This window comes from Telluria sp. RB2R28, assembly GCF_059685835.1.
The window spans coordinates 1455173-1481744 of sequence record NZ_JCASIK010000001.1 but is presented as its reverse complement, the minus strand read 5'-3'; the positions used below and the strand labels follow the sequence as shown (position 1 = coordinate 1481744).

The 26572-nt window shown below is 63.4% G+C and carries 23 protein-coding genes; 18 read left to right on the top strand and 5 right to left on the bottom strand.

The window, feature by feature from the left end:
• Nucleotides 1-10: 10 nt before the first annotated feature.
• The 12 genes from AC56LV_RS06525 to AC56LV_RS06470 all read left to right on the top strand — a co-directional run bounded on the left by AC56LV_RS06525 (nucleotide 11) and on the right by AC56LV_RS06470 (nucleotide 12701).
• On the top strand, nucleotides 11-586 hold the full coding sequence (locus AC56LV_RS06525) for an A24 family peptidase (protein WP_499556569.1): 576 nt from the start codon (nucleotides 11-13) through the stop codon (nucleotides 584-586).
• Complete coding sequence (locus AC56LV_RS06520; RefSeq protein WP_499556568.1) at nucleotides 583-1950, top strand: DUF8689 domain-containing protein; 1368 nt, start codon at nucleotides 583-585, stop codon at nucleotides 1948-1950. Before AC56LV_RS06525 ends, AC56LV_RS06520 begins: the two co-directional genes overlap by 4 nt.
• Nucleotides 1943-2785 (top strand): Flp pilus assembly protein CpaB, encoded by an 843-nt coding sequence (gene cpaB / locus AC56LV_RS06515; RefSeq protein ID WP_499556567.1) that lies wholly within the window; start codon nucleotides 1943-1945, stop codon nucleotides 2783-2785. The genes AC56LV_RS06520 and cpaB overlap by 8 nt, the downstream gene beginning before the upstream one ends.
• A gap of 14 nt (nucleotides 2786-2799) precedes the next feature.
• Nucleotides 2800-4275 carry a type II and III secretion system protein family protein gene (locus AC56LV_RS06510; protein WP_499556566.1) on the top strand — a complete coding sequence of 492 codons (1476 nt, stop codon included), beginning with the start codon at nucleotides 2800-2802 and terminating at the stop codon, nucleotides 4273-4275.
• Nucleotides 4276-4277: 2 nt separating this feature from the next.
• Nucleotides 4278-4532: a hypothetical protein gene (locus AC56LV_RS06505; RefSeq protein ID WP_499556565.1), complete on the top strand. Its 255-nt coding sequence runs from the start codon at nucleotides 4278-4280 to the stop codon at nucleotides 4530-4532.
• Between the two features lie 9 nt (nucleotides 4533-4541).
• The gene (locus tag AC56LV_RS06500; protein WP_499556564.1) at nucleotides 4542-5720 is read left to right on the top strand and encodes a CpaE/TadZ family protein; all 1179 of its coding nucleotides are present in this window, start codon (nucleotides 4542-4544) and stop codon (nucleotides 5718-5720) included.
• A gap of 29 nt (nucleotides 5721-5749) precedes the next feature.
• Complete coding sequence (locus AC56LV_RS06495; protein WP_499556788.1) at nucleotides 5750-7156, top strand: TadA family conjugal transfer-associated ATPase; 1407 nt, start codon at nucleotides 5750-5752, stop codon at nucleotides 7154-7156.
• 10 nt (nucleotides 7157-7166) lie between these two features.
• Nucleotides 7167-8141, top strand: coding sequence for a type II secretion system F family protein (locus AC56LV_RS06490; RefSeq protein WP_499556563.1), 975 nt, complete (start codon nucleotides 7167-7169; stop codon nucleotides 8139-8141).
• A 15-nt stretch (nucleotides 8142-8156) separates the two neighbouring features.
• Entirely contained in the window at nucleotides 8157-9089 is a 933-nt protein-coding gene (locus AC56LV_RS06485) for a type II secretion system F family protein (RefSeq protein ID WP_499556562.1), read from the top strand.
• 244 nt (nucleotides 9090-9333) lie between these two features.
• Complete coding sequence (locus tag AC56LV_RS06480; protein WP_499556561.1) at nucleotides 9334-10956, top strand: methyl-accepting chemotaxis protein; 1623 nt, start codon at nucleotides 9334-9336, stop codon at nucleotides 10954-10956.
• Between the two features lie 191 nt (nucleotides 10957-11147).
• On the top strand, nucleotides 11148-11366 hold the full coding sequence (locus tag AC56LV_RS06475; RefSeq protein ID WP_499556560.1) for a hypothetical protein: 219 nt from the start codon (nucleotides 11148-11150) through the stop codon (nucleotides 11364-11366).
• 189 nt (nucleotides 11367-11555) lie between these two features.
• On the top strand, nucleotides 11556-12701 hold the full coding sequence (locus tag AC56LV_RS06470; protein WP_499556559.1) for a PAS domain-containing sensor histidine kinase: 1146 nt from the start codon (nucleotides 11556-11558) through the stop codon (nucleotides 12699-12701).
• A 51-nt stretch (nucleotides 12702-12752) separates the two neighbouring features.
• Here the strand turns inward: AC56LV_RS06470 and AC56LV_RS06465 are convergent, their stop codons facing one another.
• Nucleotides 12753-13406 carry a VTT domain-containing protein gene (locus tag AC56LV_RS06465; RefSeq protein WP_499556558.1) on the bottom strand — a complete coding sequence of 218 codons (654 nt, stop codon included), beginning with the start codon at nucleotides 13404-13406 and terminating at the stop codon, nucleotides 12753-12755.
• Between the two features lie 96 nt (nucleotides 13407-13502).
• A complete protein-coding gene (locus tag AC56LV_RS06460; protein ID WP_499556557.1) occupies nucleotides 13503-14561 on the bottom strand; it encodes an AI-2E family transporter in 1059 nt (352 codons plus the stop codon).
• A gap of 257 nt (nucleotides 14562-14818) precedes the next feature.
• Between AC56LV_RS06460 and AC56LV_RS06455 the strand changes: the two genes are divergently transcribed.
• The 4 genes from AC56LV_RS06455 (at nucleotide 14819) to AC56LV_RS06440 (ending at nucleotide 19326) form a co-directional block, all read left to right on the top strand.
• Nucleotides 14819-15676 carry a hypothetical protein gene (locus AC56LV_RS06455; protein ID WP_499556556.1) on the top strand — a complete coding sequence of 286 codons (858 nt, stop codon included), beginning with the start codon at nucleotides 14819-14821 and terminating at the stop codon, nucleotides 15674-15676.
• 86 nt (nucleotides 15677-15762) lie between these two features.
• Nucleotides 15763-17046 (top strand): paraquat-inducible protein A, encoded by a 1284-nt coding sequence (locus AC56LV_RS06450; protein ID WP_499556555.1) that lies wholly within the window; start codon nucleotides 15763-15765, stop codon nucleotides 17044-17046.
• Nucleotides 17039-18697 (top strand): PqiB family protein, encoded by a 1659-nt coding sequence (locus tag AC56LV_RS06445; RefSeq protein WP_499556554.1) that lies wholly within the window; start codon nucleotides 17039-17041, stop codon nucleotides 18695-18697. Before AC56LV_RS06450 ends, AC56LV_RS06445 begins: the two co-directional genes overlap by 8 nt.
• A complete protein-coding gene (locus AC56LV_RS06440) occupies nucleotides 18694-19326 on the top strand; it encodes a PqiC family protein (protein ID WP_499556553.1) in 633 nt (210 codons plus the stop codon). The genes AC56LV_RS06445 and AC56LV_RS06440 overlap by 4 nt, the downstream gene beginning before the upstream one ends.
• Nucleotides 19327-19367: 41 nt before the next feature.
• Here AC56LV_RS06440 and AC56LV_RS06435 read toward each other — a convergent pair whose 3' ends face one another.
• The gene (locus AC56LV_RS06435) at nucleotides 19368-20501 is read right to left on the bottom strand and encodes a PQQ-dependent sugar dehydrogenase (protein WP_499556552.1); all 1134 of its coding nucleotides are present in this window, start codon (nucleotides 20499-20501) and stop codon (nucleotides 19368-19370) included.
• A 380-nt stretch (nucleotides 20502-20881) separates the two neighbouring features.
• Here AC56LV_RS06435 and AC56LV_RS06430 point away from each other — a divergent pair, with 380 nt between their 5' ends.
• Nucleotides 20882-21478 carry a YdcF family protein gene (locus AC56LV_RS06430; protein WP_499556551.1) on the top strand — a complete coding sequence of 199 codons (597 nt, stop codon included), beginning with the start codon at nucleotides 20882-20884 and terminating at the stop codon, nucleotides 21476-21478.
• Nucleotides 21479-21584: 106 nt separating this feature from the next.
• On the opposite strand, the gene AC56LV_RS06425 is transcribed toward AC56LV_RS06430, so the two are convergent.
• Entirely contained in the window at nucleotides 21585-22631 is a 1047-nt protein-coding gene (locus AC56LV_RS06425) for an SDR family oxidoreductase (protein ID WP_499556550.1), read from the bottom strand.
• 352 nt (nucleotides 22632-22983) lie between these two features.
• Between AC56LV_RS06425 and AC56LV_RS06420 the strand changes: the two genes are divergently transcribed.
• Entirely contained in the window at nucleotides 22984-23904 is a 921-nt protein-coding gene (locus AC56LV_RS06420) for an isoaspartyl peptidase/L-asparaginase (RefSeq protein ID WP_499556549.1), read from the top strand.
• Nucleotides 23905-24186: 282 nt separating this feature from the next.
• Here AC56LV_RS06420 and AC56LV_RS06415 read toward each other — a convergent pair whose 3' ends face one another.
• Nucleotides 24187-26505, bottom strand: coding sequence for a putative bifunctional diguanylate cyclase/phosphodiesterase (locus tag AC56LV_RS06415; protein ID WP_499556548.1), 2319 nt, complete (start codon nucleotides 26503-26505; stop codon nucleotides 24187-24189).
• Nucleotides 26506-26572 lie beyond the last annotated feature (67 nt).

Here is a 26572-nt window from a genome sequence, read left to right as displayed (position 1 = left end):
GAGTATGTCCTTGACGATCTTGCCACTGATGATGCTTTGTTTGCTACTTGGCGCCGCCGTGTGGCATGACGTGAAGGCGCGCCGCATCCCGAATGCCGTCGTTTTCCCCGGTATGCTGGTGGCGTTCGTGCTGCACACCACGCTGCCGGCCGGGCCGGGCCTGTTCGGTACGCCGATGGGCGGCCTGGGGCTGTTGTCGTCATTGGGCGGCTTCGGGTTGGGACTGGCGATCCTGCTGCCGATGTACGCGCTGCGCCTGATGGGCGCCGGCGACGTCAAGCTGCTGGCCATGGTGGGCGCTTTTGTCGGCGCCGGCCAGATCATCACGGTCGGCCTGGTCACGCTGGTCGCGGGCGGCGTGCTCGCGCTGGCATTTGCGGCCTGGCAGGGCAGTCTGCGCCGCCTGGTCGCCAACACATACCACATGGCGCTGCACACGACGTTCTCGGCGCTGGCCGGCGTCATCGCCACGCCAACAGTACCACCGGAAGCAGCCAGTGGCCGCCTGCCATATGCGATCGCGATTGCGGTTGCCACCGTCGGCTGCGTGCTGTGGCTGCGCGTGCATGGGGAGCTGCCGCTGTGAGCCAGACCCTGCTGGCAAGCGCGAACGCCCCGGCCGATGCCAGGGCGCCGCGCACAGTCGACGAGACCGGCCTACCGTTCCTGTTCCTGGCCGAATTGCTGGGCAAGATTCTGTTCCAGCGCGGCCAACTGCGCCTGGCCGAACTGGCCGCGCACACCAAACTCAATGTCAGCGTCATCGATCCATTGATCGCGTTCCTGCGCAGCGAAAAACTGTGCGAAGTCGCGCGCATCGGCAACAGCGGCACCGACGCCGACCTGTGCTACATCCTCACCGAGGCCGGCCGCGCGCGTGCCCACGCCGCACTGGGCCGCAATGCCTACGCCGGTCCGGCGCCCGTCACGCTGGCCGCCTACGTGGCCCAGGTCGCGGCGCACAGCGTGGCCAATATGCAGGTAACGCGTGGCGCAATGGCCGCCACCTTCGATGGTGTCGTCGTCAACCCGGTCGTGCTCGACCAGATCGGCGCCGGCATGAATTCGGGCCGTGCGCTGTTCCTGCACGGCGCGGCCGGCAGCGGCAAGACCTATCTCGCAGAGCGCCTGCGCGACCTGCTGGTTGGCACGATCGCCGTGCCGCACGCGCTGATGGTCGATGGCGAAGTGATTCCGTTCTTCGACAACGTGCAGCACTGCGTGACCGAAGCGGCGGTGACGGAAGCGCCTGGCCTGGACCGCGGCAGCGCGCCAGACCTGCGCTGGATCCGCGGCGTGCGCCGTCCCGCCGCGCTGGCCGGCGGCGAACTGACGCTCGACATGCTCGACCTGCGGTTCGATCCGCACACCCGCCTGTACCAGGCGCCGCCGCACCTCAAGTCGAACAACGGCATCTTCATCATCGACGACCTGGGCCGTCAGCGCTGCACCCCGGAAGCCCTGATGAACCGCTGGATCGTGCCGATGGACCGCAATGTCGATTACCTGACGCTGCACACGGGCCACACATTCCAGGTGCCGTTCGACGTGATCATCGTGTTCTCGTCGAATTTCGTGCCGCAGCGCCTGTCGGATGGCGCCTTCCTGCGCCGCCTCGGCTACAAGATCGAAGTGCCGGCCGCGTCAACCGACGAATACGCGCGCCTGTTCCACCAGGCATGCGACAGCGTCGGCGTGGCGTTCGACGCCGCTTCGTTCGACTACCTGCTGGCCTGCCACCGCGAGCGCGGCGTGCCATTGCTGGCCTGCTACCCGCGCGACCTGATGCGCCAGCTGCGCGACCTGGCGCGCTACGAAGACCGCGCGCCGGAACTGTCGCGCCGCACCCTGGACTGGGCCTGGGATAACTATTTTGCCGCGGGCGCCCCAGGCCGGCCCGCATCACAAGAACGCCGCGAACGCGGCACGACGGAGTATGAGCATGCGTAATTCGAGAGCGATCCTGATCATCGGCGTGGCACTGCTGCTGGCGCTGGGCGCCGTGGTACTGGCAGCCAAGTGGATGGGCGAGCAGGGCCCGGCCGGCACCCGTGTGGTGGTGGCCGCAGCCGACATCGGGCAGGGCGCGCGCATCCTGCCGGCCAGCCTGCAACTGGCCGACTGGCCCGCCGGCGCGTTGCCGCCCGGCGCGATCACCGACATGAAGCTGCTCGAAGGGCGCATCGCCCGCGGCGACATCGCCCGCGGCGAGCCGGTACTCGAATCGAAACTGGCGCCGGCCGGCACGCTGGGCGGCCTGTCGGCGGTGGTGGCCAGCGGCAAGCGCGCCATGACGGTGCGCGTCAACGACGTCGTCGGCGTCGCCGGCTTTGCACTGCCAGGCAACTATGTCGACATCCTCGTCAACCTGGCCCCGAGCAACAGCGACCTGGCGCAGAACGCCGGCTCGATTTCGAAGATCGTACTCGAGCGCATCCTGGTGCTGGCCGTGGCGCAGGAATCGGCCGTCGACGACAGCAAGCCGCGTGTCGTCAATGCCGTCACGCTGGAGCTGACCCCGGATCAAGTCGAAAAGCTCGACCTGGCGCGCTCGATCGGCTCCCTGTCGCTGGTACTGCGCAACCAGGTCGAAGCGCAACCGGCCAATACCACCGGCGCCACGCGCGAATCGGTACTCGGCCTGCCGGCAGTGACGGCAAAGGCACCAGCGCCGGTGGTCGAGCCGGCGCCGCGCACCCCATCTCCTGCACCACGTCAGCCAAGCGCGCCGCGCGACGGTGTCCTGGTGATCCGCGGCCTGGACGCCGCTTCGCAAAGCTTTTGATTGAAGAATCCGTCATGACCACATTGACTCATAAAACCCTGCTGGCCTGCGCCGTTGCGTTGACGCTGGATGCCCATGCGGCCCCCGCCAGCAAGGCCGCCGCCGTCGACACGAGCGCCGCAGCGGCCGACTGCATCGACCTGCGCGGCGGTGCCAATGGGCGGCTCCAGGTGATGCGCGGCAAATCCGTTCTCAAGCGTTTCTGCACACCGGCCGGTGCGGTCATGGTGGGCGACCCGAAAGTGGCCAACGTCGTGGTCCCCGGCGCGAGCGAAGTCGTGATCGTCGCGCGCAGTGTCGGCAGCACCAACCTGATCGTGTCCGGCCGCGACAAACGCTCGACCGTGATCGACCTGGACGTGGCGATCGATACGTCGGCGCTGCGCGCGCAGTTCGACGCGCTGTTCCCGCTCGAGCGCGATATCCGCATCGGCGCCAGCGGCAACGCCGTGGTGTTGTCGGGGATGGTCAGCGATGTCGGCGTGGCCAGCGCTCTGGTGGATCTGGCCACGGCATTCCAGGAAAGCGCCGCGCCCGCCGCTGGCGGCCAGGCCGACAGCGGCGCCGGCAGCCCGTCGCCATTGTCCGTCGGCGCGCCTGCATCGGCACCAGCCGCGGGTTCTGGCGGCGCCGCGAAAGTCTTGAACATGCTGTCGATCGCCGCGCCCCAGCAGGTCATGCTGGAAGTGAAGATCGCCGAGATTTCGAAGTCGCTCGTCGACCAGCTGGGCGCCAAGGCAGGTTTTTCAAAGACCAACGGCAACTGGACCTATGCCGCCGTATCGAGCCTGCTCAGTGGCGGCGCCGGCGCCGTCAGCGCCGTGGGCACCGGCATCAAGGAACTCACCATCGACGGCGAAAAGCGCGACGGTCTGGTCAAGATCCTGGCCGAGCCGAACGTCATGGCCATCAGCGGGCAGGAGGCGAGTTTTCTTGCCGGCGGCAAGATCTTCATCCCGGTCGCGCAGAATTCGTCCGGCGGCGCGGGCCTGATCACGCTCGAGGAAAAAGAGTATGGCGTGGCGGTGAAATTCACGCCGACCGTGCTGGCGGGCGGGCGCATCAACCTGCGCGTGGCGCCGGAAGTGTCGGAACTCAATCGCGAAGGCATCGGCATCACCACGCCCGGTTCAAGCAACAGCGCGACCGCGATCCTGCCATCGTTTACGACGCGGCGCGCGGCAACCACGGTGCAGCTGCAGGATGGCCAGAGCTTCGCCATCGGTGGCCTGATCCGCAATAACGTGACTAGCACCATCAAGCGCTTCCCGTTCCTGGGCGACGTCCCGGTGCTCGGTACTTTGTTCCGCAGCAGCGACTTCCAGAATGACCGCACCGAACTGGTGTTCATCGTGACGCCGCGCCTGGCCAAGCCGATGCAGTCGCAGCCCGCATTGCCGACCGACGAATACGTGCAGCCGACCCGCGCCGAATTCCTGCTTGGCGGCCAGCTCGAAGGCCGCGCCGCCCCTGCCGCACAAGAGAAATGATCATGAAGACGACCATCACCGCCATCCTCGCGGCATCCTCGACGCTCCTGCTGGGCGGCTGCGCGACCCAAACCCCCGCCGGCACCGGTCACACCGTGCGGAGCATCATGGCCAGCCAGGTCATCGCGCCCCAGGCCACGCCGGCCGCACCGGGCAGCGATGCCCGCGCCGCGATCCTCGGCTACAAGAATTACCAGGGCTCGTTCGCCGCGCCCGCGCCGCAGGTCGAGATCACGCTGTTCGGCGGGAACAAGTAAGAGGCCATCATGAAAATTGCAGTCCTTTCGCGCGACGAGCGCCACCTGATCGAGCTGTCGCGCCAGTTGCGCGCGCGCCCGGGCAGCGACGAAGTCGACATGATCGCCGGCACCCCGGCGCGCCTGTCGACGATGAGCGACGACGCCATCCCCGACCTGCTGGTGGTCGACCAGCCGCGCGCCGACGAGGGTGACCTCGACCAGCTCGAGCGGCTCGGCCACCTGTTCCCGCGCATGGCGTTCATCGTGCTGTCGGGCGACCTGTCGCAGGACTTTTTGCTGCGCGCGATGCGCGCGGGCGTGCGCGAAGTGCTGCCGGCCACGCCCGGCGCCGCTGAACTGGCCAAGGCCGTCGACCACATCGCCGAGAAATTCGGCAGCCAGGGCGCGGCGCAGGGCAGGGTACTGGCCTTCATCTCGTGCAAGGGCGGCAGCGGCGCGACCTTCCTGGCCACGAACTTGGCGTATGCCTTGTCGGCCGGCGGCACCAAACGCGTGGCGATGATCGACATGAATCTGCAGTTCGGCGATGCGTCGCTGTTTGTTTCGGACAGCAAGCCGCTGGCCACGCTGTCGGATGTGGCGACCCAGATCCACCGGCTCGACCCGTCGTTTTTGTCGTCGAGCATGGTGGCTGTGACGCCGAACTTCAGCGTGCTGGCTGCACCGTCCGATCCGGCCCATGCCAGCGACGTCAAGCCCGAGCACATTGACGCGATCATCAAGCTGGCGCGCCGCCAGTACGATTTCATCGTGCTCGACGTCGCGCGCAGCCTGGATCCGGTGACGATCCGCGCGCTGGACCATGCTGACACCATCTACCCGGTGCTGCAAACGACGCTGCCGTACATTCGCGACGGCAAGCGCCTGCTCGACGTGTTCCGCAACCTCGAATACGGCAACGACAAGGTCGAAATCGTGGTGAACCGCCACGACAACAACAGCGACATCAAGCTCAAGGACCTCGAGCAGGCGTTCGACACGACGCACCTGCACACGATGCCGAACCACTACGACGCGGCGGCCAAATCGGTCAACCAGGGCGTGCCGATCACGCGCCTGGCGCCCGAGAGCCCGCTGAGCGCGGCCTTGATGACGATGGCGCGCAGCCAGACGGGCGAGGCGGCGCCGCAGGCGGCGGCCGGCGTGATGGCACGGCTGTTCAAGCGCCGCAGAACTGACGTATGACCCGTGAACTGGTCAAGGAGTCCAACGACATGAACATGATCCCTACCGCTTCGCTGCGCGAACGCCTCGGCAGCGCAGCACTTGGCAGCAGCACGACGCCAAACGCGCCCACGCGCGTGACTACGGGCGCTCCGGCGCCGCGCGCCGCCGCCGTGCGCGGCGGGCCGATCGACAACCGCGCGTATCACCAGCTCAAGGCCCGCATCCACGAAGCGCTGCTCGACCGCATCGACCTGGAAAGCATGCAGCGCCTGAACGGCGACCAGATCCGGCAAGAGCTGCGCCTGCTGGTCGAGCGCCTGCTCGAAGAAGAGATGGTCGTCATCAATGACGCCGAGCGCAAGATGCTCACGCGCGACATCCAGAACGAGATGCTGGGCTTTGGCCCGCTCGAGCCGCTGCTGGAAGACCCGACCGTCTCGGACATCCTGGTCAATACGCACAAGCAGGTCTACGTCGAACGGCGCGGCAAGCTTGAACTGACCGACGTGACCTTCACCGATGAAGCCCACCTGATGAAGATCATCGACAAGATCGTCTCGCGCGTGGGCCGCCGCATCGACGAATCGAGCCCGATGGTCGATGCGCGCCTGCCGGACGGCTCGCGCGTGAATGCGATCATCCCGCCGCTGGCGATCGATGGCGCCGTGATGTCGATCCGGCGCTTTTCGGCCGATCCGCTGCGCCTGGCCGACCTCGTGGCGTACGGCAGCATGACGGCCGACATGGCCGAAGTGCTGCAGGGCCTGGGCAAGGCCAAGGTCAATATCGTGATCTCGGGCGGCACGGGTTCGGGCAAGACGACGATGCTCAATGTGATCTCGGGCTTCATCAACCACAACGAGCGCATCGTGACGGTCGAAGACGCGGCCGAACTGCAACTGCAGCAGCCGCACGTGGTGCGCCTGGAAACGCGCCCTGCGAACATCGAAGGCAAGGGTGAAGTGACCCAGCGCGCGCTGGTCAAGAACGCGCTGCGCATGCGCCCCGACCGCATCATCCTGGGCGAGGTGCGCGGCGAAGAAGCGATGGACATGCTGGGCGCGATGAACACCGGCCACGAAGGCTCGATGGCGACCCTGCACGCCAACACGCCGCGCGAAGCGCTCACGCGCCTGGAAAACATGATCAGCATGGCGGCGCCAAACCTGCCGCCAAAGGCCATGCGCCAGCAGATCGCGTCGGCCGTGGGCGTCGTCGTGCAGGTCTCGCGCCTGACCGACGGCAAGCGCAAGGTGCTGTCGATCACGGAAGTGACGGGCATGGAGGGCGACGTCATCACGATGCAGGAGATCTTCACGTTCCGCCAGACCGGTGTAGCGGACGACGGCACGGTGCTGGGCCAATCCACCGCCACCGGCGTGCGGCCGCACTTTGCCGAGCGCCTGCGCACGTTCGGCGTGAACCTGGCGCCGCACATCTTCGAGCCGCGTTAGGACCCCTGGCATGGATACCACCTTCCTCCTGTTCATCCTGCTGCTGTTCGTCGCCGTCCTGCTGCTGGTATGGGGCGTGTACACGGCCTGGCAGGCGAACAACAACCCGGAAGCCGAGCGCATCGCGCGCCGGCTGCGCAGCGTGATCGGGCGCGAGACGCGCGAACTCGATGTCACCATCGTCAAGGAACGGCGCCTGTCCGACAATCCGGAGCTCGAGCCGCTGCTGGGGCGCCTTCCCGGCGTGTACCGGCTGGACCGCATGCTGCTGCAGGCAGGCAGTGCGCAGAAGGTGGCGTCGCTGCTGGCCGTGTGCGCAGCGTGTGCGTTCGGCGGCCTCGTGGCGGCGTTGCTGCTGCGCCTGCCGTTGCCGGGCCTCCTGGCCTGCATGCTCGTTGCCGGCTGGCTGCCGCTGCTGCGCCTGACGCGGGCGCGCGACGCGCGTATGGTGCGCTTCGAGCGCCAGCTGCCTGAGGCGCTCGACATGATGAGCCGCGCGATGCGCGCCGGCCATGCGTTTCCGACGGCGCTGAAACTGGTGGCCGACGAAGTGGCCGCGCCGCTGGGTGAAGAATTCAAGACCGCATTCGATGAAGTCAATTTCGGCGTCTCGATGGGCGACGCGCTGAACAACCTGGCGCAGCGCGTGCCGAGCATGGATCTGCAGTACTTCGTCGTGGCGGTGCTGATCCAGCGCGAGAGCGGCGGCAACCTGACCGAATTGCTGACGTCGATCTCCAGCATCATCCGCGATCGCCACAAGCTGGCAGGCCAGGTGCGCGTGTTGTCGGCCGAGGGCCGCATCTCCGCCTGGGTGCTGTGCCTGCTGCCGTTTGGCGCCGGCGGCATGATGGCGCTGGCCAATCCCGAGACGATGGGCGTGCTGGTGAACGACCCGGTCGGGCGCCAGCTGAGCGGCGCTGCGCTGGGGATGATGGGCTTTGGCTTGCTGGCGATCCGCAAGATCGTCCGCATCCGGATGTAACGACAGGACGACACGATGACGATGGCAAATATTCTCATGCTGGCAGCGATGTTCCTGCTGGTGTTCGGCATCGCGGTGATCGCCTTGCTGCTGCTGACGCGCGATCCCGTCAAGGCGCGCCTGGTGGCGCTGGACGAACGCGATGTGCCCAGGACCCGCCGCGGCGATGGCTGGCGCGAGCGCCTGGCAGATTTCGCCGAGCCGCTGGCCAGGCTGTCGGTGCCGGCCGACGGCTGGGAATCCTCACCCTTGCGGCTGCGCTTCATCAATGCCGGCTGGCGCGCGCCGTCAGCCCCCGGGCTGTACCACGCCGGTAAATCCGTGCTGACGCTCGGTCTGCCGCTGGTAACCTGGATCGCGCTGCCGCACCATGCCAACCGGCCACTGGCGCTGACCTTCCTGTTGCTCGTGGGCGCGGCCAGCATCGGCTACTACTTGCCGGACTTCCTCCTCAAGCGCCGCGTCGCCAATCGCCAGCGCGACATCTTCGAGGGCTTTCCCGACGCGCTCGACCTGATGACGGTCTGCGTCGAAGCAGGCCTGGCGATGGACGCGGCGCTGGCGCGCGTGGGCAGCGAGATCGGCCTGAAAAGCCCGGTGCTGGCCGACGAACTGCAACTGGTGACGCTGGAACTGCGCGCCGGCAGCGCCAAGGAAAAAGCGCTGCGCAACCTGGCGCTGCGCACCGGCGTGGAAGACGTCGATGCGCTCGTCAAGATGCTGATCCAGGCCGAGCGCTTTGGCACCAGCGTCGGCACCGCGCTGCGGGTGCAATCGGAACAACTGCGCACGCGGCGCCGGCAACTGGTGGAAGAAAAGGCGGCGCAGATTGCGACCAAGCTGTTGTTTCCATTGATCTTCTGCATTTTTCCGGCGTTGCTGGTCGTGCTGCTGGGACCGGCCGTCATCCAGATTTTCCGCGCGATGAGCCCGGTTGGGGGCAGCTGACGAAGTCTTCCAAAGCAGGATAGTGACGGATGGGCATATGCATGCCGAACCGACCATGTTTGAGGTTGAAAGTACATGCGCGGACTACGCGCTAATTCGTTACTATTGGCCGATGATGTTGGCCGTGTGCAACACATTCAACGAGTACATGTGCGATGATGTTTCTTTTGGGCATCCTTATCGCCGGTCGTTCCATCCACTCGCAGGGCGCCTACCTCTCTCACATCTCTCCGGATAATCGTTGATGAAAAACTTAAAAATAGGCACGCGCCTGGCGTTCAGCTATGCGGCCGTATTGCTCCTCATGGCAATCGTGATCGTCATTACCCTCGGTCGCATGGGTGACATGAACGATGCGACCGATCGCGTGGTCAATACCAGCATGAAGAACCAGCGTAACGTGGCCGAGTGGTCCAAGATCATTGAAGTTAATACCACGCTGATGGAAATGGCGTACCGCACCGTCGAGCCTGACCAGGTCAAGATCATCACCGACCGCATCGCAGCGGGATCCGTTCGCTCTTCCGCATTGCAGGATGAGATCAAGGCTGGCTTGCGGAACCCCAAGTCGCAGGCACAGTTCCAGGAGGTCGTGACCGCCCGGACGCCGTATCTGGACGCACGCAAGGCGCTGCTCGATGCCAAGGCCGCCGGAGACGCCGACGGTGCGCGGCTTATCTTCGAGACCCGGATGAAGCCGACCAGCCTTGCCTACCTTGAATCGATCGACAAGCTTGCGGTTGCGCAGCGCAAATCGGCGGAAAAATTCGTGGCCGATGCGGCCGATGCCTATGCGACGGCGCGCACGACGCTGATTGGCCTGGGCAGTCTGGCTATTGTGCTTGGCGTCATCTTCGGCATCTTCATCACCCGTTCGATCGTGCGGCCGATTCAGGATGCGGTGGACGTTGCCGACCGCGTGTCGTCGGGCGACCTGAGCAGCCAGTTCACCGTCACGACCCGCGATGAAACCGGCCAGTTGATGGCAGCACTGCAAAAGATGAACGACAACCTGCTCGGGATCGTCAGCCAGGTGCGCGCCGGCACCGAAACGATCGCCACCGCATCAGCAGAAATCGCCGCGGGCAACCTGGACCTGTCGCGCCGCACCGAACAACAGGCCGGCTCGCTGGAAGAAACGGCTTCGTCGATGGAAGAACTCACGTCCACCGTGCGCCAGAATGCCGATAACGCCCGCCGCGCCAACACGATGGCCTCCGAAGCCGCCAGCATTGCCGGGCAGGGCGGCGCCGTGATTGCGCAAGTGGTCGGCACGATGAGCGAAATCAATGCGTCGTCGCGCAAGATCGTCGACATCACCAGTGTCATCGACAGCATCGCGTTCCAGACCAATATCCTGGCCCTGAACGCCGCCGTGGAAGCGGCGCGTGCGGGTGAACAGGGCCGCGGCTTTGCCGTCGTTGCCAGCGAAGTGCGCAACCTGGCGCACCGCTCCGCGGCAGCGGCCAAGGAAATCAAGAGCCTGATCGACGACTCGGTGCAAAAGGTCGAAGCGGGCACCAGCCTGGTGGACAGCGCGGGCACCACGATGACCAATATCGTGCAGAGCATTTCCCTCGTGACCGGCATCATGAGCGAGATCTCGCATGCCAGCGACGAGCAGAGCGCGGGCATCGAGCAGGTCAACGCCGCCATCACCGAGATGGACCAGGCAACGCAACAGAACGCTGCGCTGGTCGAGCAGGCTGCCGCGGCCGCCGGCTCGATGCAGCAGCAGGCTGCGCATCTGGCCGACGTGGTCAGCGTGTTCAAGACCGGTGGCAGCACGCTCGCCGCCCACCCTGCACCTGCACCTGCACGCAGCCAGGAGGCGCCAGTTGGACGCCTTGCGTTGGCTGGCGCCTGAGACGGCCTGGACGCAGTGGAATGAAGGTGTCGGCATGACGCCGGCACCAGTTGGCTTCCTGTTGTCGATCAAATATTGAATGCCCGAGATAGTTGATTTGTGAATGACGACTATCATGGATCGCAATTTGATTTCTATCTGATAGAGCGCATACTAGCTTCATACCAGATCAAACACACAGGAAGAAAACCATGACCACCTTGTCCCTTCGCCCATCGTTCGCTGCCCAACTGGCCGCCGTGTTCAGCACCGCATTCGAGTTCGTGCGTGAAGTCAAGGCAGCGCCAACCGCCGCAACCCGCACCACCGGCAGCGCCGACGTCTGGGCGCTGTACCGCATGACCCGCGGCGCCGATGCCGTCTCGCCAGCTATTGCCCGTCGCCTGGCAGCGCACGCCAAGTCGAACTGATTCCCTGGTCGGGCGCTTGCCCAACCCATGTCCAACGCCCCGCACGATGCGGGGCGTTTGTCGTATACAGGCTGCCTGCACGTCAACCTCCCACATGCCCGGTAGTCGCTCTCCTACGTTGTGCAAATGTTGCAACCTCGATAATGTCGATTGAGACTTTGATAGCGGTGCTCTTTCCGCATTTGCACCATGAACAATCAGAACATGCCGCTCGACGGCGAATTTAGCGAGCTGGATAACGGGTGGCCTGCATCCTATGCATGGGCCATCGAACAAATGCCTTGCCCCGCATATTGCTGCTCCCCTGATGGCACGCTCGTGCACGCCAATGCTGCAGCAAAGCGGATATGGGGCGATGCCTGCCCGCAGCTGGAAGACATGCAGTGGGATGGATTCGAGACGCTTCGGTCCCTGGATGGCGCGTTGCTGGACAAGGCGGCAAGTCCGGCGGCGCAGGCAGCCGCCGGGGCATCGCCGTGTCCTACTGAACTGCTTGCCGTGTGCCGTGATGGCCAGCCACGTCGCATCGTCGTGCATGCCAAGCCGGTATTTCACGCGCATGGCACGGTCGTGGGCGCCTTGTGCTGCCTGACCGACATCAGCGAACAACGCCGGCTGCAGGAACGGGAGCGCGACGCTGCCCATGCCCGCGAAGAATTCCTGAGCATGCTCGCGCACGAACTGCGCAACCCGCTGGCGCCGATCATGAGTATCGCGGGCCTTTTGCAGCGTGCCAACAAGGACCCGGTGGTGGCAAAGATGGCCGGCGTCGTCCAGCGCCAAACCAGGCAGCTCGCGCGATTCATTGCCGATCTGCTGGACGCGTCACGTGTAGATTGTGTCCACGCGCTGCCGGTCGAGCCACGCAGTTGCACAAAGCATGAGATCGTGCACCTGTCGCTCGACGCGGTGGAAACACTGGTGCGCTCACGCAACCAGCGTTTGATTGTCGAAGTCGACAATCCCGACGCCGAATTGCGCTGCGATCCGGAGCGGGTGGCGCAGGCACTGGGTAACGTGCTGTGCAATGCCAGCGCTTTCACGCCGGACGGCGAGGAAATCTGCCTGCGGGTCTATATCGAGGGCAACGTGCTGCGCGCCGAGGTCATCGACTGTGGCGCAGGCATCGCGGCGGAAGACTTGCAGCACATTTTCGAGCCGTTCGAGCGCCGTGCGCTGGCGCCAGGCCGCGCGCCCGTCGGTGCGGGCCTGGGCTTGACGATTGCCAAGGGCGTGTGCGAAGCCCATGGCGGATCGATTTTCGTGCGCAGCGCAGGGCCGGGGAGGGGCACCACCGTGTCGATGGCCTTGCCGGTTGCCGTCTGCGCTGCCTGACATTCTGGCCGGGGATATTCCCCGGCTTGAGTGGCGTCAAATGTGGTCAGGTCAGACCTGGCCGCCGGCGCGGCGCGCGCGGTGCCGTTCCAGCAGCCAGGCCACGATGCCAGGCACCAGCGACAGCACGATGATGCCCATGATGACGGCAGTCAGGTTGTCGTTGACCCACTTGATATTGCCAAAAATGTAGCCGGCGACCGTCAGCGACACGACCCACAAGGTCCCGCCAGCAACGTTGTACGCGAGGAAGGTGGCATAGCGCATGCTGCCGAGCGCCGCCACGAACGGTGCGAGCGTACGGACAATCGGCACATAACGGGCCAGCACGATGGTCTTGGGGCCATGGCGCTCGAAGAAACGCTCGGTGTGCGCGATGTGCTCGGCCTTGATCAGGCGGAACCGGTAGCCGCGCTTCACACGTTCACGAAACGCACTGCCAATGGCAAAGTTGAGGATATCGCCGGTCACCGCAGCGACGATCAGCAGCGGGATCAGCATTTCCAGTGACAGCATGCCTTTGGCAGCCAGCGCGCCGGTGACGAACAGCAGCGAGTCGCCGGGCAGGAACGGCATCACGACCACGCCCGTCTCGACGAAGATCACGGCAAACAGCAGTACGTAGACGAGCAACTGGTATTCGGCGGCCAGTACGGCGAGGTGGCGGTCCAGGTGAAGGAACCAGTCGAGCAGGGTAGTCAGCATGGGATTTCTCTGTGAATCAGGTTGCGGCAGGACCCCGGCGGGCGTCATGCCGGCCGGGGCAAAGCGCGTATCTTACCTTTACTGTTGCCTTCGCTGTTACTCTTCCTGGAACTCGTCCGCGCGGCAGAACAGATCCCACGCTGCAATGAACAGGGCGGCAATCACCGGCCCGATCACGAAACCGTTCAGGCCGAACAGCGCCATGCCGCCCAATGTGGAGAGCAGGATCACGTAGTCGGGCAGCTTGGTGTCCTTGCCGACCAGGATCGGGCGCAGGATATTGTCGACCAGACCGATGACCAGAACGCCATACGCGGCCAGCACCACGCCCTGCCAGATCGCGCCCGTCACCAGGAAATAGATCGCCACCGGCCCCCAGACCAGTGCCGCGCCGATGGCCGGCAGCAGCGACAGGAACGCCATCACCACGCCCCACAGCAGCGGGCCGGACACGTCCAGCATCCAGAAGATCAGGCCGCCCAATGCGCCTTGGGCAATCGCCACGAGCACATTGCCTTTGACCGTGGCACGAATGACCGTCGTGAAGTTCTGGAACAGGCGGCTCTTGTATTCGACGCTCAGTGGCACGGCGCGCTGGATGCGCGCTGCCAGGATGCGGCCGTCGCGCAGCAGGAAGAACAGCAGGTACAGCATGATCGTCATGCTGACGACGAAGTCGAGCGTGTTGCGCCCGATATTGAGTGCATAGGTGGCCGCTGCCTGGCTGATCTGCGCGGCAAATTCGGTGATCTTGGTCTGCAGCGAGGCCAGGTTGGTCAATTCGAAGCGTTCGAGAATCGAAATAGCCCAGTTCGGCAAAGCGCGCATCACGACCTCGAAGTAGTGGGCGAAATCGATCTGCCCGCTGCTGACCATCGTATAAATACCGGCGACCTGATCGACCAGCGACGCCGTGATCATGGCCAGCGGCAGCAGCACCATCAACACGATGACCAGCAGCGAGAGCAGGGCGGCGACGGTCGGCTTGCCCTTGGTTGCCCGCAGCAATTTCGATTGCAACGGCGCGAAAATGATGGCGAACACGACGCCCCAGAACACGGCGCCGGAGTACGGCAGCAGAATCCAGAGAAAAGCGATGGTGACGATCGTCAGCAGGAGCAGAAAGGAATTCTGCGGAAGGGTAAATTGCTTCATTGGCTGCGTTTGCGAAAAGGTTAATGTTTCTGGATGATAAACCATGACGTGCAAAGCGCCCGGTGCGTTCGTGTAATGACGCGGGCCGGTGTGCCACGTATGCAACTTGCATGCTGCATAAGACCGGTGTGGCTTAATGACTACAAAGTCAGTTCAATCGTGCGGGTTGGCAAACTAACATCTTGCGATAATTAATTGTTGCCGCGTCGAGACACAGTCTGGCGGGCACTTCTATCAATTGATTATCCGGAGAACGTATGTCCCGTCCTGCCCCACGCACTGCTGCCCCGTCCGTCCACACCCCCCTCGTCCGCGCAATCAAGGGCGCCATTCTGCTGGGCGCCGCCGCAGCAGGCATGGCGCAGGCACAGCAGTCGCCAGCGCTCGACCGCGTCAGCGTCTCGGCCGGCGCGTTCTACGCCGAGCCTGAAATCCACCTGGGCGGCGACACCCGCTATGGCCGTATCGACACCCCGGACGAAGAAATCGATGACGTCACGCTGCCACGCGTGAAAGCCGAAGTCCTGATCGGCGACAGCCACGGTATTTCGTTCGATTACTTCCGCTTCGACGAAGGCTATGGCGCCGACCTGAACGGCGACACCGTGTATGAAGGCCGTCCGGTCAGCGGTTCGATCCGCGCCGACGCCAACCTGCGCATCGAACTGGCGCGCCTGTCGTACAAAATGTGGTTCGGCAAGGAAAAGAACGTCTTCGGCGTTGGCCTGGGCGCGGCCCACCTGCGCGCCAAGATTTCCGGTTCGGCCACGGCCAACGTCAGCGCGAGCGCGCCAGTGGAAAACTACTCGTGGAGCGGTTCGGCGTCGGCCAGCGAAAGCGTCTGGGCCCCGACCGTCGAACTGGCATGGCGCCATGCCCTGAACGACCAGGTCCGTTTCTACGCGGAAGCCTCGGGTGTGAAGAAGAACGGCGGCAACGTCGAAGGCCATATCTATAACGGCGCAGTCGGCGTCGAATACTTCCCGCACAAGAATATTGGCCTGGTGCTGGACTACGGCATCCAGAAAATCGACCTGCACCGCAATGGCGAGCGCACCGCCGACATCGACCTCAAGCTGACCGGCCCATCGGCCTACGTCAAGGTCCGCTTCTGATCGGGGCTGCGTTCACGTTGGAACTGCACGTTCAGTTGCTCTCGGTCATAATACCTGGTGTGAAAGCACTGGTGTAAGGGGAGTGGGTGAAAACGGATCAACTGGTCGCGTGTCATGACTGTGGCAGCCTGTATCACTGGCGGCCACTGGCCGCCTGCGAGCGTGCCAGCTGCCACCGCTGCCAGCACGAGTTGTACCGCTGGCATAAGGGCAGCCCGGCGCGCCAGGCCGAGGTCCTCGCTGCGCTGACGCTGGGCGCCGTGTTTGTGTTTTTGCTGGCGCAGTGGTTCCCCATCGTCACGCTCGAGATGGGTGGCATGCTGTCGGGCGCCACGCTGTACCAGGCAGTGGCCGTGTTGTGGGGGGCGGGCGACCAGGTCATCGCGGCCATGGTCTTCTTTTGCGCCATCATCTTTCCCGGCATCGAGCTCGGTTCCCTGTTTTATGTGGCGCTCGGCCTGACCCGGGGCGTGCGCGTTCCCGGTTTTAACCTCGTGCTGCGCACCGTGCAGGGCGCACGCCACTGGGCAATGACCGAGGTGCTGATGATCGGCATCCTGATCACCGTGATCAAGATGACCAGCCTGGCCCGCGTGGAGCCGCATCCTGCGCTGTTTGCCTTTGGCGTGCTCACGATCCTGTGCGCGCTCGTCATGCGCTATGAACCGAAAGCGCTGTGGGCGCTGGCCGACCGGCTGGCGCCGCTGCGCAAATCCGACCCCGCACGCCAGACCACCACGATTGCCGAAGCCGATTCGGTGCTGGTCTCGTGCAGCGCTTGCGGCCTCGTGAATCACACCTGCCCGTCGCGCGACGGCACTGATCGCTGCGCCCGCTGCAGCGCCGCGCTGCATCGCCGGATTCCCAACAGTGTCGGCTGGACCTGGGCCATGCTCGTGGCCGCCACGCTGCTCTATATTCCTGCCAATATGCTGCCCGTGATGTACACCCGCTCGATCGGCGGCACGGAAGGCGACACGATCATGAGCGGCGTCGTGCTGTTCTGGAACACCGGGTCGAAGGGCCTGGCCATCATCATTTTCATTGCCAGCATCGTGGTGCCGGTCTCGAAGCTTGCCGCCCTCGCATGGCTGAATGCCACCGCCCAGGCGCGCTCGCGCACGGCGCCGATGGCGCGCACGCGCGCGTATCGCGCCATTGAATTCGTCGGCCGCTGGTCGATGCTGGATATTTTCGTGGTTGCCCTGACCGTCGCGCTGGTGCGCTTCGATGCGCTGGTGGTGATCACGGCCGGACCGGGCGCGATCGCGTTTGGCTGCGTGGTGATCGTGACGATGGTCGCGTCCCACCAGTTCGACCCGCGCCTGATCTGGGACCCTATTGAATCGAACGGAGAACCCCATGTCTGAACCGGACAGCGCGCACGCACCTGCCAACCCGCCGACCCCGCCGGAACCACCCGTGGGGCCATCGGCGCCACTGGCCGCTTCACCCGCCGTCGACCGCCCCAGCCGCTGGCTGCCATCGCTGATCTGGATGATTCCCGTGCTCGCGGCGCTGATCGGCGCCTGGCAGGTGGTCAGCTGGGTCACCAACAAAGGGTCCACCGTCTACGTGTATTTCTCCAGCGGCGAAGGACTCGAGGCGGGCCAGACCAAGGTCAAGTACAAGGACGTCGACATCGGCCGCGTCGTCTCGGTCACGCTGGGCGAGGACGGCAACCGCGTCGTTGCCAAGATCGAGATGGCCAAGGAGGCCGACCGCTTCACCGCCATCGATTCGCGCTTCTGGGTCGTGCGGCCGCAGATTGGCGCCAGCGGCGTCTCGGGCCTGGGCACGCTGCTGTCCGGTCCCTACATCGGCGCGGCGCCCGGCGTGAAGGAAGACACGACCAACAGTTTCACCGGCCTGGAAACGGCGCCGCCGATTCCGATCGGCTTGAAGGGCCGCGAATACAAGCTGCATGCCGAGACGCTCGGCTCGGTGGCGCCCGGTTCGCCCGTGTATTTCAAGCGCGTGCGCGTGGGCCAGGTGGCGTCGGTGGCGCTGGACAAGGCCGGGCAGGGCATCGATATGTCGGTGTTCGTCGAACAACCCTACATCGGCCTCGTCGGTCCGGACACGCGCTGGTGGCACGCCAGCGGCGTCGACCTGCGGCTCGATGCGAGCGGCCTGAAACTCAATACCCAATCGCTGGCGGCGCTGGCCACCGGCGGTATCGCTTTTGAATCGGCCGATGGCCGCAAGCCGGTGGCCCCCGCGCCGGTCGGCACGCGCTTCCTGCTGTCCGAAGACCGCAGCGCTGCGCTGCGCCCGCCCGACGGGCCGGCAGTCACGGCCATGCTGTACTTCGACCAGTCGCTGCGCGGGCTGTCGCCGGGCGCCGTCGTCGATTTCCGCGGCGTGGCGCTGGGTGAGGTGCGCGCCGTGGGCATCGAGTTCGATCGCGAACGCCAGAAGTTCACGATGCCGATCACGGTCGACCTGTACCCGGGCCGCCTGGGCAAAGGCTTCATGGCGGCGATGGAACGCCAAGACGGCGGCCAGCGCGCGCTGACCGCGATGGTGGGCCGCGGCCTGCGCGCGCAGCTGCGCAATGGCAATTTGCTGACGGGCCAGCTGTATATCGCGCTGGACTTCTTCCCCAATGCACGCAAGGCCACGATTGCCGAACAGGGCGAGTTCCTGGTGTTGCCGACGGTGCCTGGCCAGCTCGATGAGCTGCAAAGCCAGATCTCGCGCATTGCGGGCAAACTCGACAAGATTCCATTCGACGAGATCGGTGTAAACCTGAACCGCACGCTGGTGCAGGCCAATGCGACGCTGGCACGGATCGATGGCAAGGTGCTGCCCGAGATGCAGCAGACGCTCAATGCCGCCAAGGCCACCTTCGCCAGCGCCGAAAGCGTACTGGCGCAGGATGCGCCGCTGCAGTCCGACCTGCGCAAGGCGCTGCAGTCGGTGACCGACACGATGGCCAAGATCGACGCACTGGCCGATTACCTCGAACGCAATCCGCAGTCGCTCATTCGCGGCAAACCTCAGGAGAAAAAAGAATGACGCTGTTTATCCAGGCGCGCCGCGCATTGACCGGCGCGGTGCTGGCGGTCCCGCTGCTGCTGGCCGGCTGCTCCAGCACGCCGACCGACCAGTTCTATACGCTCAGCGGCGGCGCCGCCACGGTCGTGCCGCCGGCGGCGGCCAGCGCACCGCTGTTCTTCGAGATGCGGCCCGTCACGATTCCCGCGCAGGTACGCCGTCCGCAAATGATGGTGGCGGGCGAGGCCGGCAAGATCGAGCTGATGGAGCACCATCGCTGGGCCGGTCCGCTGGCCGATGAAATCACCACCGGGCTGTCACTGGGGATCGCGGCCAATCTGGGTGGTGTGGACGTGTACCGCAACCCGGCGCCGGCCGGCAGCACGCTGTATCGCATCGGCGCGAACATCCAGCGTTTCGAATCGAAGGAGGGCGGCTACGCCCTGATCGACGCGGTCTGGAACGTGCGCAAGGTCGATGGCGGCTCGGTGCAGACCTGCCGCAGCGTGTTCCAGGAAAACGTGGGGCCGGGCTACGAGGCACTGGTGGCCGGGCACCGCGCCGCGCTGGCCAAGCTCGCTGCGGCGATCTCGGCCGGCGTGCGCAGCCAGGTTGCCGGCGGCACGCTGGCCTGCGTGAACAACCCATAGCGCAACAGCGGGCACGCCCGCGTCACGCATCTCCTGCTGGCTTACTTTTTCGGTGTCAGCATCAGGAGCTTGCCGCGCGGACCGTCCTCCAGCAGCCATACTGCGCCGTCCGGCCCGGTGCGAACGGCGCGGATGCGTTCGCCCATGTCCCAATGGTCGACCTTCTTCGCGTTCTCGCCGTCGAGGGCGATGCGGTCCAGCGACTTGCCCGACAGGCCAGTGATGAAGAGGGAACTTTTCCACTTGGGGAACAGGTCCGCATCGTAGTAGGCGAGGCCGCCTGGTGAAATGGCCGGATCCCAGGACACTTTCGGGGCTTCGAAGCCGTCGCCAGGCTTGTGGTCGGGAATGTCCCGGCCGTCATAGTGGCTGCCATTCGATGCTTTCGGCCAGCCGTAGTTGAGGCCTGGCTTGATCAGGTTGACCTCGTCGCCATGGCGCGGTCCCATCTCCATTTCCCACAAGCGCCCCTGCCGGTCGAAGGCCACGCCCAGCAGATTGCGGTGGCCATACGACCAGACGGCTGCATGGAAGCCCTTCGCCGCGAGCGGGTTGCCAGCAGCTGGCGTGCCGTCGAGGTTCAGGCGCAGCACCTTGCCGAGCGTCGACTTCGGGTCTTGCGCCGGGTCGAACAGCTGGCGGTCGCCACTAGTAAAGAACAGGTACTTGCCATCCGGCGAGAAGCCGATACGGCCCGAATAATGCCCGCCAGTCGATGCATCCTGGCCGCGGAAAATGACCTTCGTATTCTTGAGTACGCCGGCTGCCTGATCCAGTGCGGCGGTGGCGAGCATGACCCTGGTGTCGGCGCCGCTACCCGCTTCGGAGTAGCTAAAGTAGAGCGTCTTGCTGGCCGCGAAGTCGGGGGCGGGCACGATGTCCATGAGCGCGCCCTGGCCCTTGCTGCTGACGGTGGGTGTGCCGGACACGGTCCGCTTTGTGCCGGTTGCAGGGTCGAACAGGATCATCGTCCCTTCCTTCTGCGTCACCAGCACCTTGCCGTCAGGCAGAAATGCCATGGCCCATGGGTTGTTGAATGTGCCGACCGGCTTGACTTCGAAAGGCAGGCCGCCGGTCGCTGTTGCGCTGGCCTGCGCGTTTGCGGCCGTCGGGGCGGCGAACGCGAGCAGGGTGAGCGAGAAAGTGGTGGCAAGGCCGAGCATGCTTGAATTCATGTTTTCCGGATCTCCATTCGGGGATTGATGCCAGGTTGTCGTGGCGGTGCGCACCCGTCGCCCATGCGCGTGAAACCTGCGCCGGCGCCGTGGTGCAACGGCGCGACAGGAAGTGTAGAGCAAAACGCTCATTGCAGACGCTGCGCTGGTAACCATGTTCGCTGTGGCAGTTAAAGGTATCTTTGTCACTCCTTTGAACGAGGTTGTTTCACTTATGAATGTACACTCACGAGTCCTCTTGTACCGCGCATCAGCAATGAGCACAAACAGATTGGCACATTCCCTTTTGACCGGCTTCCGTCAAACCTTCTTTTTCCGCCCTCGTAAACTGGTATCCTGCGCTCGACAGCCACACACCGCCCAATGCAGTCACTGAATTCATGTCAAACGCCAACCTGCAAAGCATTGCTGATTACGTCATGCCGTCTTTTCCGGCACGCGCCTCCGATCTCGGATTCCTTTTTGGCACTCGTCACGGTGTGCCGGAATTTTGCGAGGCGGCACATGAGCTCTGGCGGAACGGCATGTTTAGCCGCCTCTTGATTTCTGGTGGACGCACCAGATCAATGCCTTTGGCAGAGGCAGAGGTAATCGGTGAGCGACTAATCGCTCTCGGGATACCGGAAAATATCCTCATACTGGAAACTGAAGCAGTCAACACCGGAGAGAACGTACGGTTTGGTCGAGCCAAGGTAGCTGAGGTGATGGACGTTGCTGCGATTCAAAGTATCGTTGTAATTGGAAAAATATGCTCGACCCGGCGCTACTTGATGACTCTGCAGAGGCATTGGCCGGGTTTGAGCTTATCTGTCTGCCCAATTAATTATTTTGGTATTCCGGCTGAACGCTGGCACGAGAATGAGGAGTTTCACGCCCGCGTAATTGGCGAATTTAAAAAAATTCCTCTTTATTTAGAAAAAGGTTTTCTTGAAGAGATAAACGGGTGCCTGGTAAACCCGCTGTCGGCTATCGACTGAAGAAGCCTGGGCCGGTTGCGGCCCTTCAACACAGTTGCGTTCAGCGCCACAACGGTGCCGGCTGGAAATGGTCGACATCTTGTACGATTGGTAACCTTGCCAGGTTTTAAGGGATGATTTTCTTTTGTCTCAGCTGGTGCAGTGCTGTTTGAATCCAGCGCTCATTATCCGATGGCTCGAGGAAGCCTGCGCGACGGATTTTTCCCATATCGGAAATGACGTCGAATTCGCAATTGAAAATAAAGTCACCGAACCCCCAGCTGACCAGCTTCTGGAACGCGGGCCCCTGCAGGGCATGGCGCGTGACCAGTTTTTCCCATTCGCCTGCAAGCGACGGCATCTGTCGCGCCAGCGACATCGGTTGCGGCGCTGACACTTCCATACCGAAGTTGTCAGCCACGTGCTGCCAGATGCGTTCCCAGCGAAATGGTTCCCCAACGAGATTGAACGCCTCATTGCGCGCCGCTGGCGCCAGCGCCGCCCACAGGCTTGCACGCGCCAGCCAGCTTGCATCCGTGACTTGTGCCAGTACATCACGATAGGTCACCGATGTGCCTGGAAAGCGTAGCGGCAAGCTGCGTGCCTGGCTCAGGGCGGCATACACCGCCATCGTGACGGTGATATTCATCGGATTGCCGGCCGTACTGCCAACGACCACGTCCGGGCGCAATATGGACCAGTCGAAGCCATCGCGTTCAGCGCGGCTACATAGCAAGTCTTCCTGGGCATAATAGAAATTAGGGCCAAGATAGCGCGGGTCGTTTTCGTAAAATGGCGCGTGAACCTTGCCAAGGTGGACCCCGTACACCTTGGCACCCTGGTAGAGCACTACCCGCTGTAGTGGTGCGCCTGCTGCCTTGAGGCCATCGAGAAGATTTTCCAGCATAGCCAGGTTGACGACTTCCTCTCGACCCAGGTCAGGCTGAGGCGCCAGTGCGGCATAGAATACATGAGTCGTGTCACTGGCATCACGCAGGGCCGCAGCAGTGGCGGCGGCGTCGTGCAAATCGGCATCGATCGTCGCGACACCCTGTACTTCGGTGCGTCGCAAGGCCCGCGCCGCCCAGTCAGGATGGGCAGCTAATGTTTCTACCAGTGCATTGCCGATAATTCCGCTCGCGCCGACAACCAAAGCGACATTTCCATAATTCATGCTTCATTCCTTATGTGCTGATCACGCTCTGATATGGATTGGGGTTTGCCAGTGATAGCCGCACATATCCATCGTGATCTGTCATTGCTATCACATCTCTGGATGTTTTTTATTTTACCAGCATGCCAAAACGCCAGTGTTCGATACGCCGGTTGTTTACTGGCTTCAGCGTCGATGGTGGCTCGCGGACGTTCCATTCCAAATATCACCGCAAGCTGACAAAGTTTTGTAAGGACAATCTTACATACGTACTGCAGCACTTCTGATAGGTTTTATCGGCTTTGGTTCGCATAATGTTCTAAATGGATTCACTAGGTTCGCTCATGTAGCAACTCAATAAAGGACTTATGTGATGGCCAAAGAATTAGACGATTTCGCCATCGTTACGCACGGGGGTGCAGGCGAGCCGCTGGAATTCGCGGACGGTTGCGAGGCCGCTGCCAGGCGCGGCCGCGAGTGCATGCTCGAAACCGGCGACGCTCTTGTGGCGGCGATTGCTGCGGTAGTCGTCCTCGAAGAAGACGAACGCTTCAACGCAGGCACCGGTGCTGTGCTGTGCGTGGACGGCACCACCATCGAGATGGACGCGTCCGTCATGGATACACGCGGTCGTCTTGCTGCCATTGCCGGCGTGCGTGACGTGCGCAATCCTGTCTTGCTGGCACGCGCGGTAGCTGACACGCCGCACGTTTTCCTGATTGGTGAAGGCGCTGACCGTTTAGCCCGCGCGCTAGGACACGAGAGAGCGCAGCCGATTCGCAACAGTCAGTACGAGAAGCACGCCAGGCTCCTGAGCCAACTTGCTGGTTCCGAGCTAGTGATGCCAGGCATTGAGAACCGGATGTTTGAGCAATTCTGGAACTACAAGACGCCTTTGGTGCTGCCGTCTAGCCAATCGCACGATACCGTGGGCGCAGTGGTACGTGGTCCCGATGGGCACTTCGCCGTCGCCGGGTCGACCGGCGGCTCGGCCCCTTCGCTCCTTGGCCGCGTTGGCGACACGGCCCTTGTCGGTAGCGGCTTTTATGCGGGGCCCTTGGGTGCAATAGCTGCCACTGGGGTGGGTGAGCACATCATACGTCACATGCTTGCACGCACGGTTTACGGCTGGATCGAGCAGGGCATGCCACTGCAGGACGCCCTTCAGCGTGGTATTGACTTGATCGATAAGGGTGTTGATACAGGTTTAATCGCAGTAACCAAAACGGAAGCGGCATCCTGCAGCAATACGCATATGCCAGTTGGGAAAATCTGCAATACAAAAGATTCGTAGTGCAACCAGAATTCAGCGGCTAATCCCCGGTCTTTATAGCACGCTGAAACAGAAGTTAACTGGCAAGGGCCGAGATCAGGAAAGCGGGGACGGGTGACACGGCGTGCGTCGCTCGTTGACGTCTTTGAGGGCAATTGCCAGCGCGATGCGGCGAACGACCCGTTCAATGAATCGAAGCCGGTGCCAGGCAGCGCGTAGCCGTCGTAGCAATCGCGTTCGGTGCGCACGTCCGTGTCAAGGCGCAGGCGCTCGTTTGCCTCCCCTGGCGATCTCCTGAACGAGTCAGCCGGCCACGACTTCCAGCCTGGAGACGGCCTGGGAAGCCATCATGCGCTCGAGCAGATCGGACAGCGCCATTGGCCGGCAGAACAGGTAGCCTTGCATGCAGGGGCCGCCATGCTCGGTCAGGAAATGCGCCTGTTCGGCGGTTTCGATACCTTCGGCAACGACGCGCAGCTTCAGATGGTCCGCCATGGCGAGGATCGATTGCACGATCGCTGTGCCATTGATGTCATGCGGCATATCGCGCATAAAACTCTTGTCGATTTTAAGCTCATACAGCGGCATGCGCCGCAGATACGCCAGGTTCGAGTAACCGGTGCCGAAATCATCGATTGAAAAGCGAATGCCGAACTGGGCCAGTTCGTCCATGCGCGCAATCGTCAGGTCCAGGTCATCGACCAGCAGGCCTTCGGTCACTTCGAAAATCAGCTGCTGTGGCGGCACACCAGAGGCGCCGATGATCGCCTTGACTTGTGACACGAACTCCGGCTCGCGGAACTGGCGCGGGCTGATGTTGATCGACAGTGGCAGTGCGTGGCCCACCCGGTCGAGCTCGCACCAGGTCAGACAGGCCTGGCGCAACACCCAGGCGCCGAGCGCCACGATCTGACCGGATGCTTCGGCCACCGGGATGAACACGTCCGGGGCTACCTGCGCACCGTCCGCCCGGCGCCAGCGCAGCAGGGCCTCGGCCCCGATGGGCGTGCCATCATGGTCCACCTGTAGTTGCAAATGTAATGCCAGCTCATCATTGACGATGGCATTGGCGAGGTCGCGCTCAAGGATCAACTTGTTCTCGGCTTCGGCCAGCATGCCCGGCTCGAACAGCGCCACGCCATTGCGGCCGCAGTCCTTGGCGTGATACATCGCCGTGTCCGCTTCGCGCAGCAGATCCGGCACCGTATGGCCTGGCCTCGTTGGCAGGGCGATACCAATGCTGCCAGTGAGTTGATACAACTGCCCGTCGATGAGGACGCCTTCGGTCATGGCCTCGCGTACCCTGCCGGCAAGCGCCAGCGCGGCATTAGTCGTGCTCTTGGCCCCGCAGTCCAGATGTTCGGCAAGCACGACGAATTCGTCACCGCCAAGGCGCGCCACTGTATCCTTGGGATGCACGGCACGCGACAGGCATGCGGCGATATGGCGCAGAACGGCATCGCCGGTCGCATGGCCGCGGGCGTCATTGACATGCTTGAAGTTGTCCAGGTCGATGTAGAGTACCGCGCCCATGTTGTCGCCCGCATGCGTACGCGCCACCATCAGGTCAAGCCGTTCCATCAGCAGCCGCCGGTTCGGTAAACCGGTCAGCACGTCGAAGAATGCCAGCTGGTGGATCGCTTCGGCCGAGCGGCGCCGTTCGGTGATGTCCCGTCCCACGGCGACCCAGTGGGTGACCTCCCGGCTTTGATTGGCGAACGGCACCATCTCCACTTCGATCCAGCACGGTTCGCCGAACTTGGTGTAGTGGAGGAGTTCAGCCGCGACCGGCTCCTGCCGGGCCATTGCCAGCGCGATCTTGTCGACGACCGCCGCTTCCGAATCGCGACCGTGCAGTATGCGCATGCTGCGCCCGATGATTTCATCAGAACGGTAACCACTGCGGCGCTCGAACGCTGCGTTGGCAAAAATGACAGGGTGTTTCGGGCTTCCCTCGGGGGCCACCCTGGCGATCAACACCATATCGTTCAGTCCGGCCAGTGCGGCGGAGGTCAGGCGCAAATCGTCGTTCGAGGCGCTCAAGGCAGCCTGCCGTTCGGCCAGGGCTTCGGCCACGAAGCGCTGGCCGTCCAGCGATGCGGACAATCCCTTCAATAACTTGCCGCATGTGAGTGTGATGAATGCGCCGACGCAGGCATAGTTCAATGTAAAGATCGCAACGGTGCCGAACGAATTGGCATCGGCGTTGTCTATCGGAAAGTGGCTGTAGCCTGTAAGGCCAAGCACCATCATGGATCCCGCACCAAGTGCCACCATGACCAGCCCTGCGCGCACGCCCAATAGAATGACCGCCATCACCGGTGCCGCCAGCAGATATAACAAGCCCAGGGTTCCGACCGTCATCATCGTGCATACCGCCGCGCTGAACAGCATGACCAGGTAATTAAGAACACGCCACTTGTAGTCGAGCGTTTTGATGCGGCAGATGACAAGTATCCAGGCCAATGCGGCTGCATCCATCAATGCAACGACTGGCACGCCACGGTAGACGGCCAGCCCCGCGCTGGGCACCACGCCGATGATCGCCAGTACGCGCAAGGTCGACATCAGGGAGGCAAAAATACGGACGCGCCATTGGGCGATATCGGCGAGATCGGTCATGAAGAAGTGAGAATCAAAGAAATTGTTCTTTGATCATCTTTATTGTGCAAGGGAAATATTTTATCAC

Coding starts and splice junctions, on each gene's coding strand:
- cpaB (WP_499556567.1), top strand. CDS start 1,943: ATGCGTAATTCGAGAGCGATCCTGATCATCGGCGTGGCACTGCTGCTG.
- AC56LV_RS06510 (WP_499556566.1), top strand. CDS start 2,800: ATGACCACATTGACTCATAAAACCCTGCTGGCCTGCGCCGTTGCGTTG.
- AC56LV_RS06505 (WP_499556565.1), top strand. CDS start 4,278: ATGAAGACGACCATCACCGCCATCCTCGCGGCATCCTCGACGCTCCTG.
- AC56LV_RS06500 (WP_499556564.1), top strand. CDS start 4,542: ATGAAAATTGCAGTCCTTTCGCGCGACGAGCGCCACCTGATCGAGCTG.
- AC56LV_RS06495 (WP_499556788.1), top strand. CDS start 5,750: ATGAACATGATCCCTACCGCTTCGCTGCGCGAACGCCTCGGCAGCGCA.
- AC56LV_RS06490 (WP_499556563.1), top strand. CDS start 7,167: ATGGATACCACCTTCCTCCTGTTCATCCTGCTGCTGTTCGTCGCCGTC.
- AC56LV_RS06485 (WP_499556562.1), top strand. CDS start 8,157: ATGACGATGGCAAATATTCTCATGCTGGCAGCGATGTTCCTGCTGGTG.
- AC56LV_RS06480 (WP_499556561.1), top strand. CDS start 9,334: ATGAAAAACTTAAAAATAGGCACGCGCCTGGCGTTCAGCTATGCGGCC.
- AC56LV_RS06475 (WP_499556560.1), top strand. CDS start 11,148: ATGACCACCTTGTCCCTTCGCCCATCGTTCGCTGCCCAACTGGCCGCC.
- AC56LV_RS06470 (WP_499556559.1), top strand. CDS start 11,556: ATGAACAATCAGAACATGCCGCTCGACGGCGAATTTAGCGAGCTGGAT.
- AC56LV_RS06465 (WP_499556558.1), bottom strand. CDS start 13,406: ATGCTGACTACCCTGCTCGACTGGTTCCTTCACCTGGACCGCCACCTC.
- AC56LV_RS06460 (WP_499556557.1), bottom strand. CDS start 14,561: ATGAAGCAATTTACCCTTCCGCAGAATTCCTTTCTGCTCCTGCTGACG.
- AC56LV_RS06455 (WP_499556556.1), top strand. CDS start 14,819: ATGTCCCGTCCTGCCCCACGCACTGCTGCCCCGTCCGTCCACACCCCC.
- AC56LV_RS06445 (WP_499556554.1), top strand. CDS start 17,039: ATGTCTGAACCGGACAGCGCGCACGCACCTGCCAACCCGCCGACCCCG.
- AC56LV_RS06440 (WP_499556553.1), top strand. CDS start 18,694: ATGACGCTGTTTATCCAGGCGCGCCGCGCATTGACCGGCGCGGTGCTG.
- AC56LV_RS06435 (WP_499556552.1), bottom strand. CDS start 20,501: ATGAATTCAAGCATGCTCGGCCTTGCCACCACTTTCTCGCTCACCCTG.
- AC56LV_RS06430 (WP_499556551.1), top strand. CDS start 20,882: ATGTCAAACGCCAACCTGCAAAGCATTGCTGATTACGTCATGCCGTCT.
- AC56LV_RS06425 (WP_499556550.1), bottom strand. CDS start 22,631: ATGAATTATGGAAATGTCGCTTTGGTTGTCGGCGCGAGCGGAATTATC.
- AC56LV_RS06420 (WP_499556549.1), top strand. CDS start 22,984: ATGGCCAAAGAATTAGACGATTTCGCCATCGTTACGCACGGGGGTGCA.
- AC56LV_RS06415 (WP_499556548.1), bottom strand. CDS start 26,505: ATGACCGATCTCGCCGATATCGCCCAATGGCGCGTCCGTATTTTTGCC.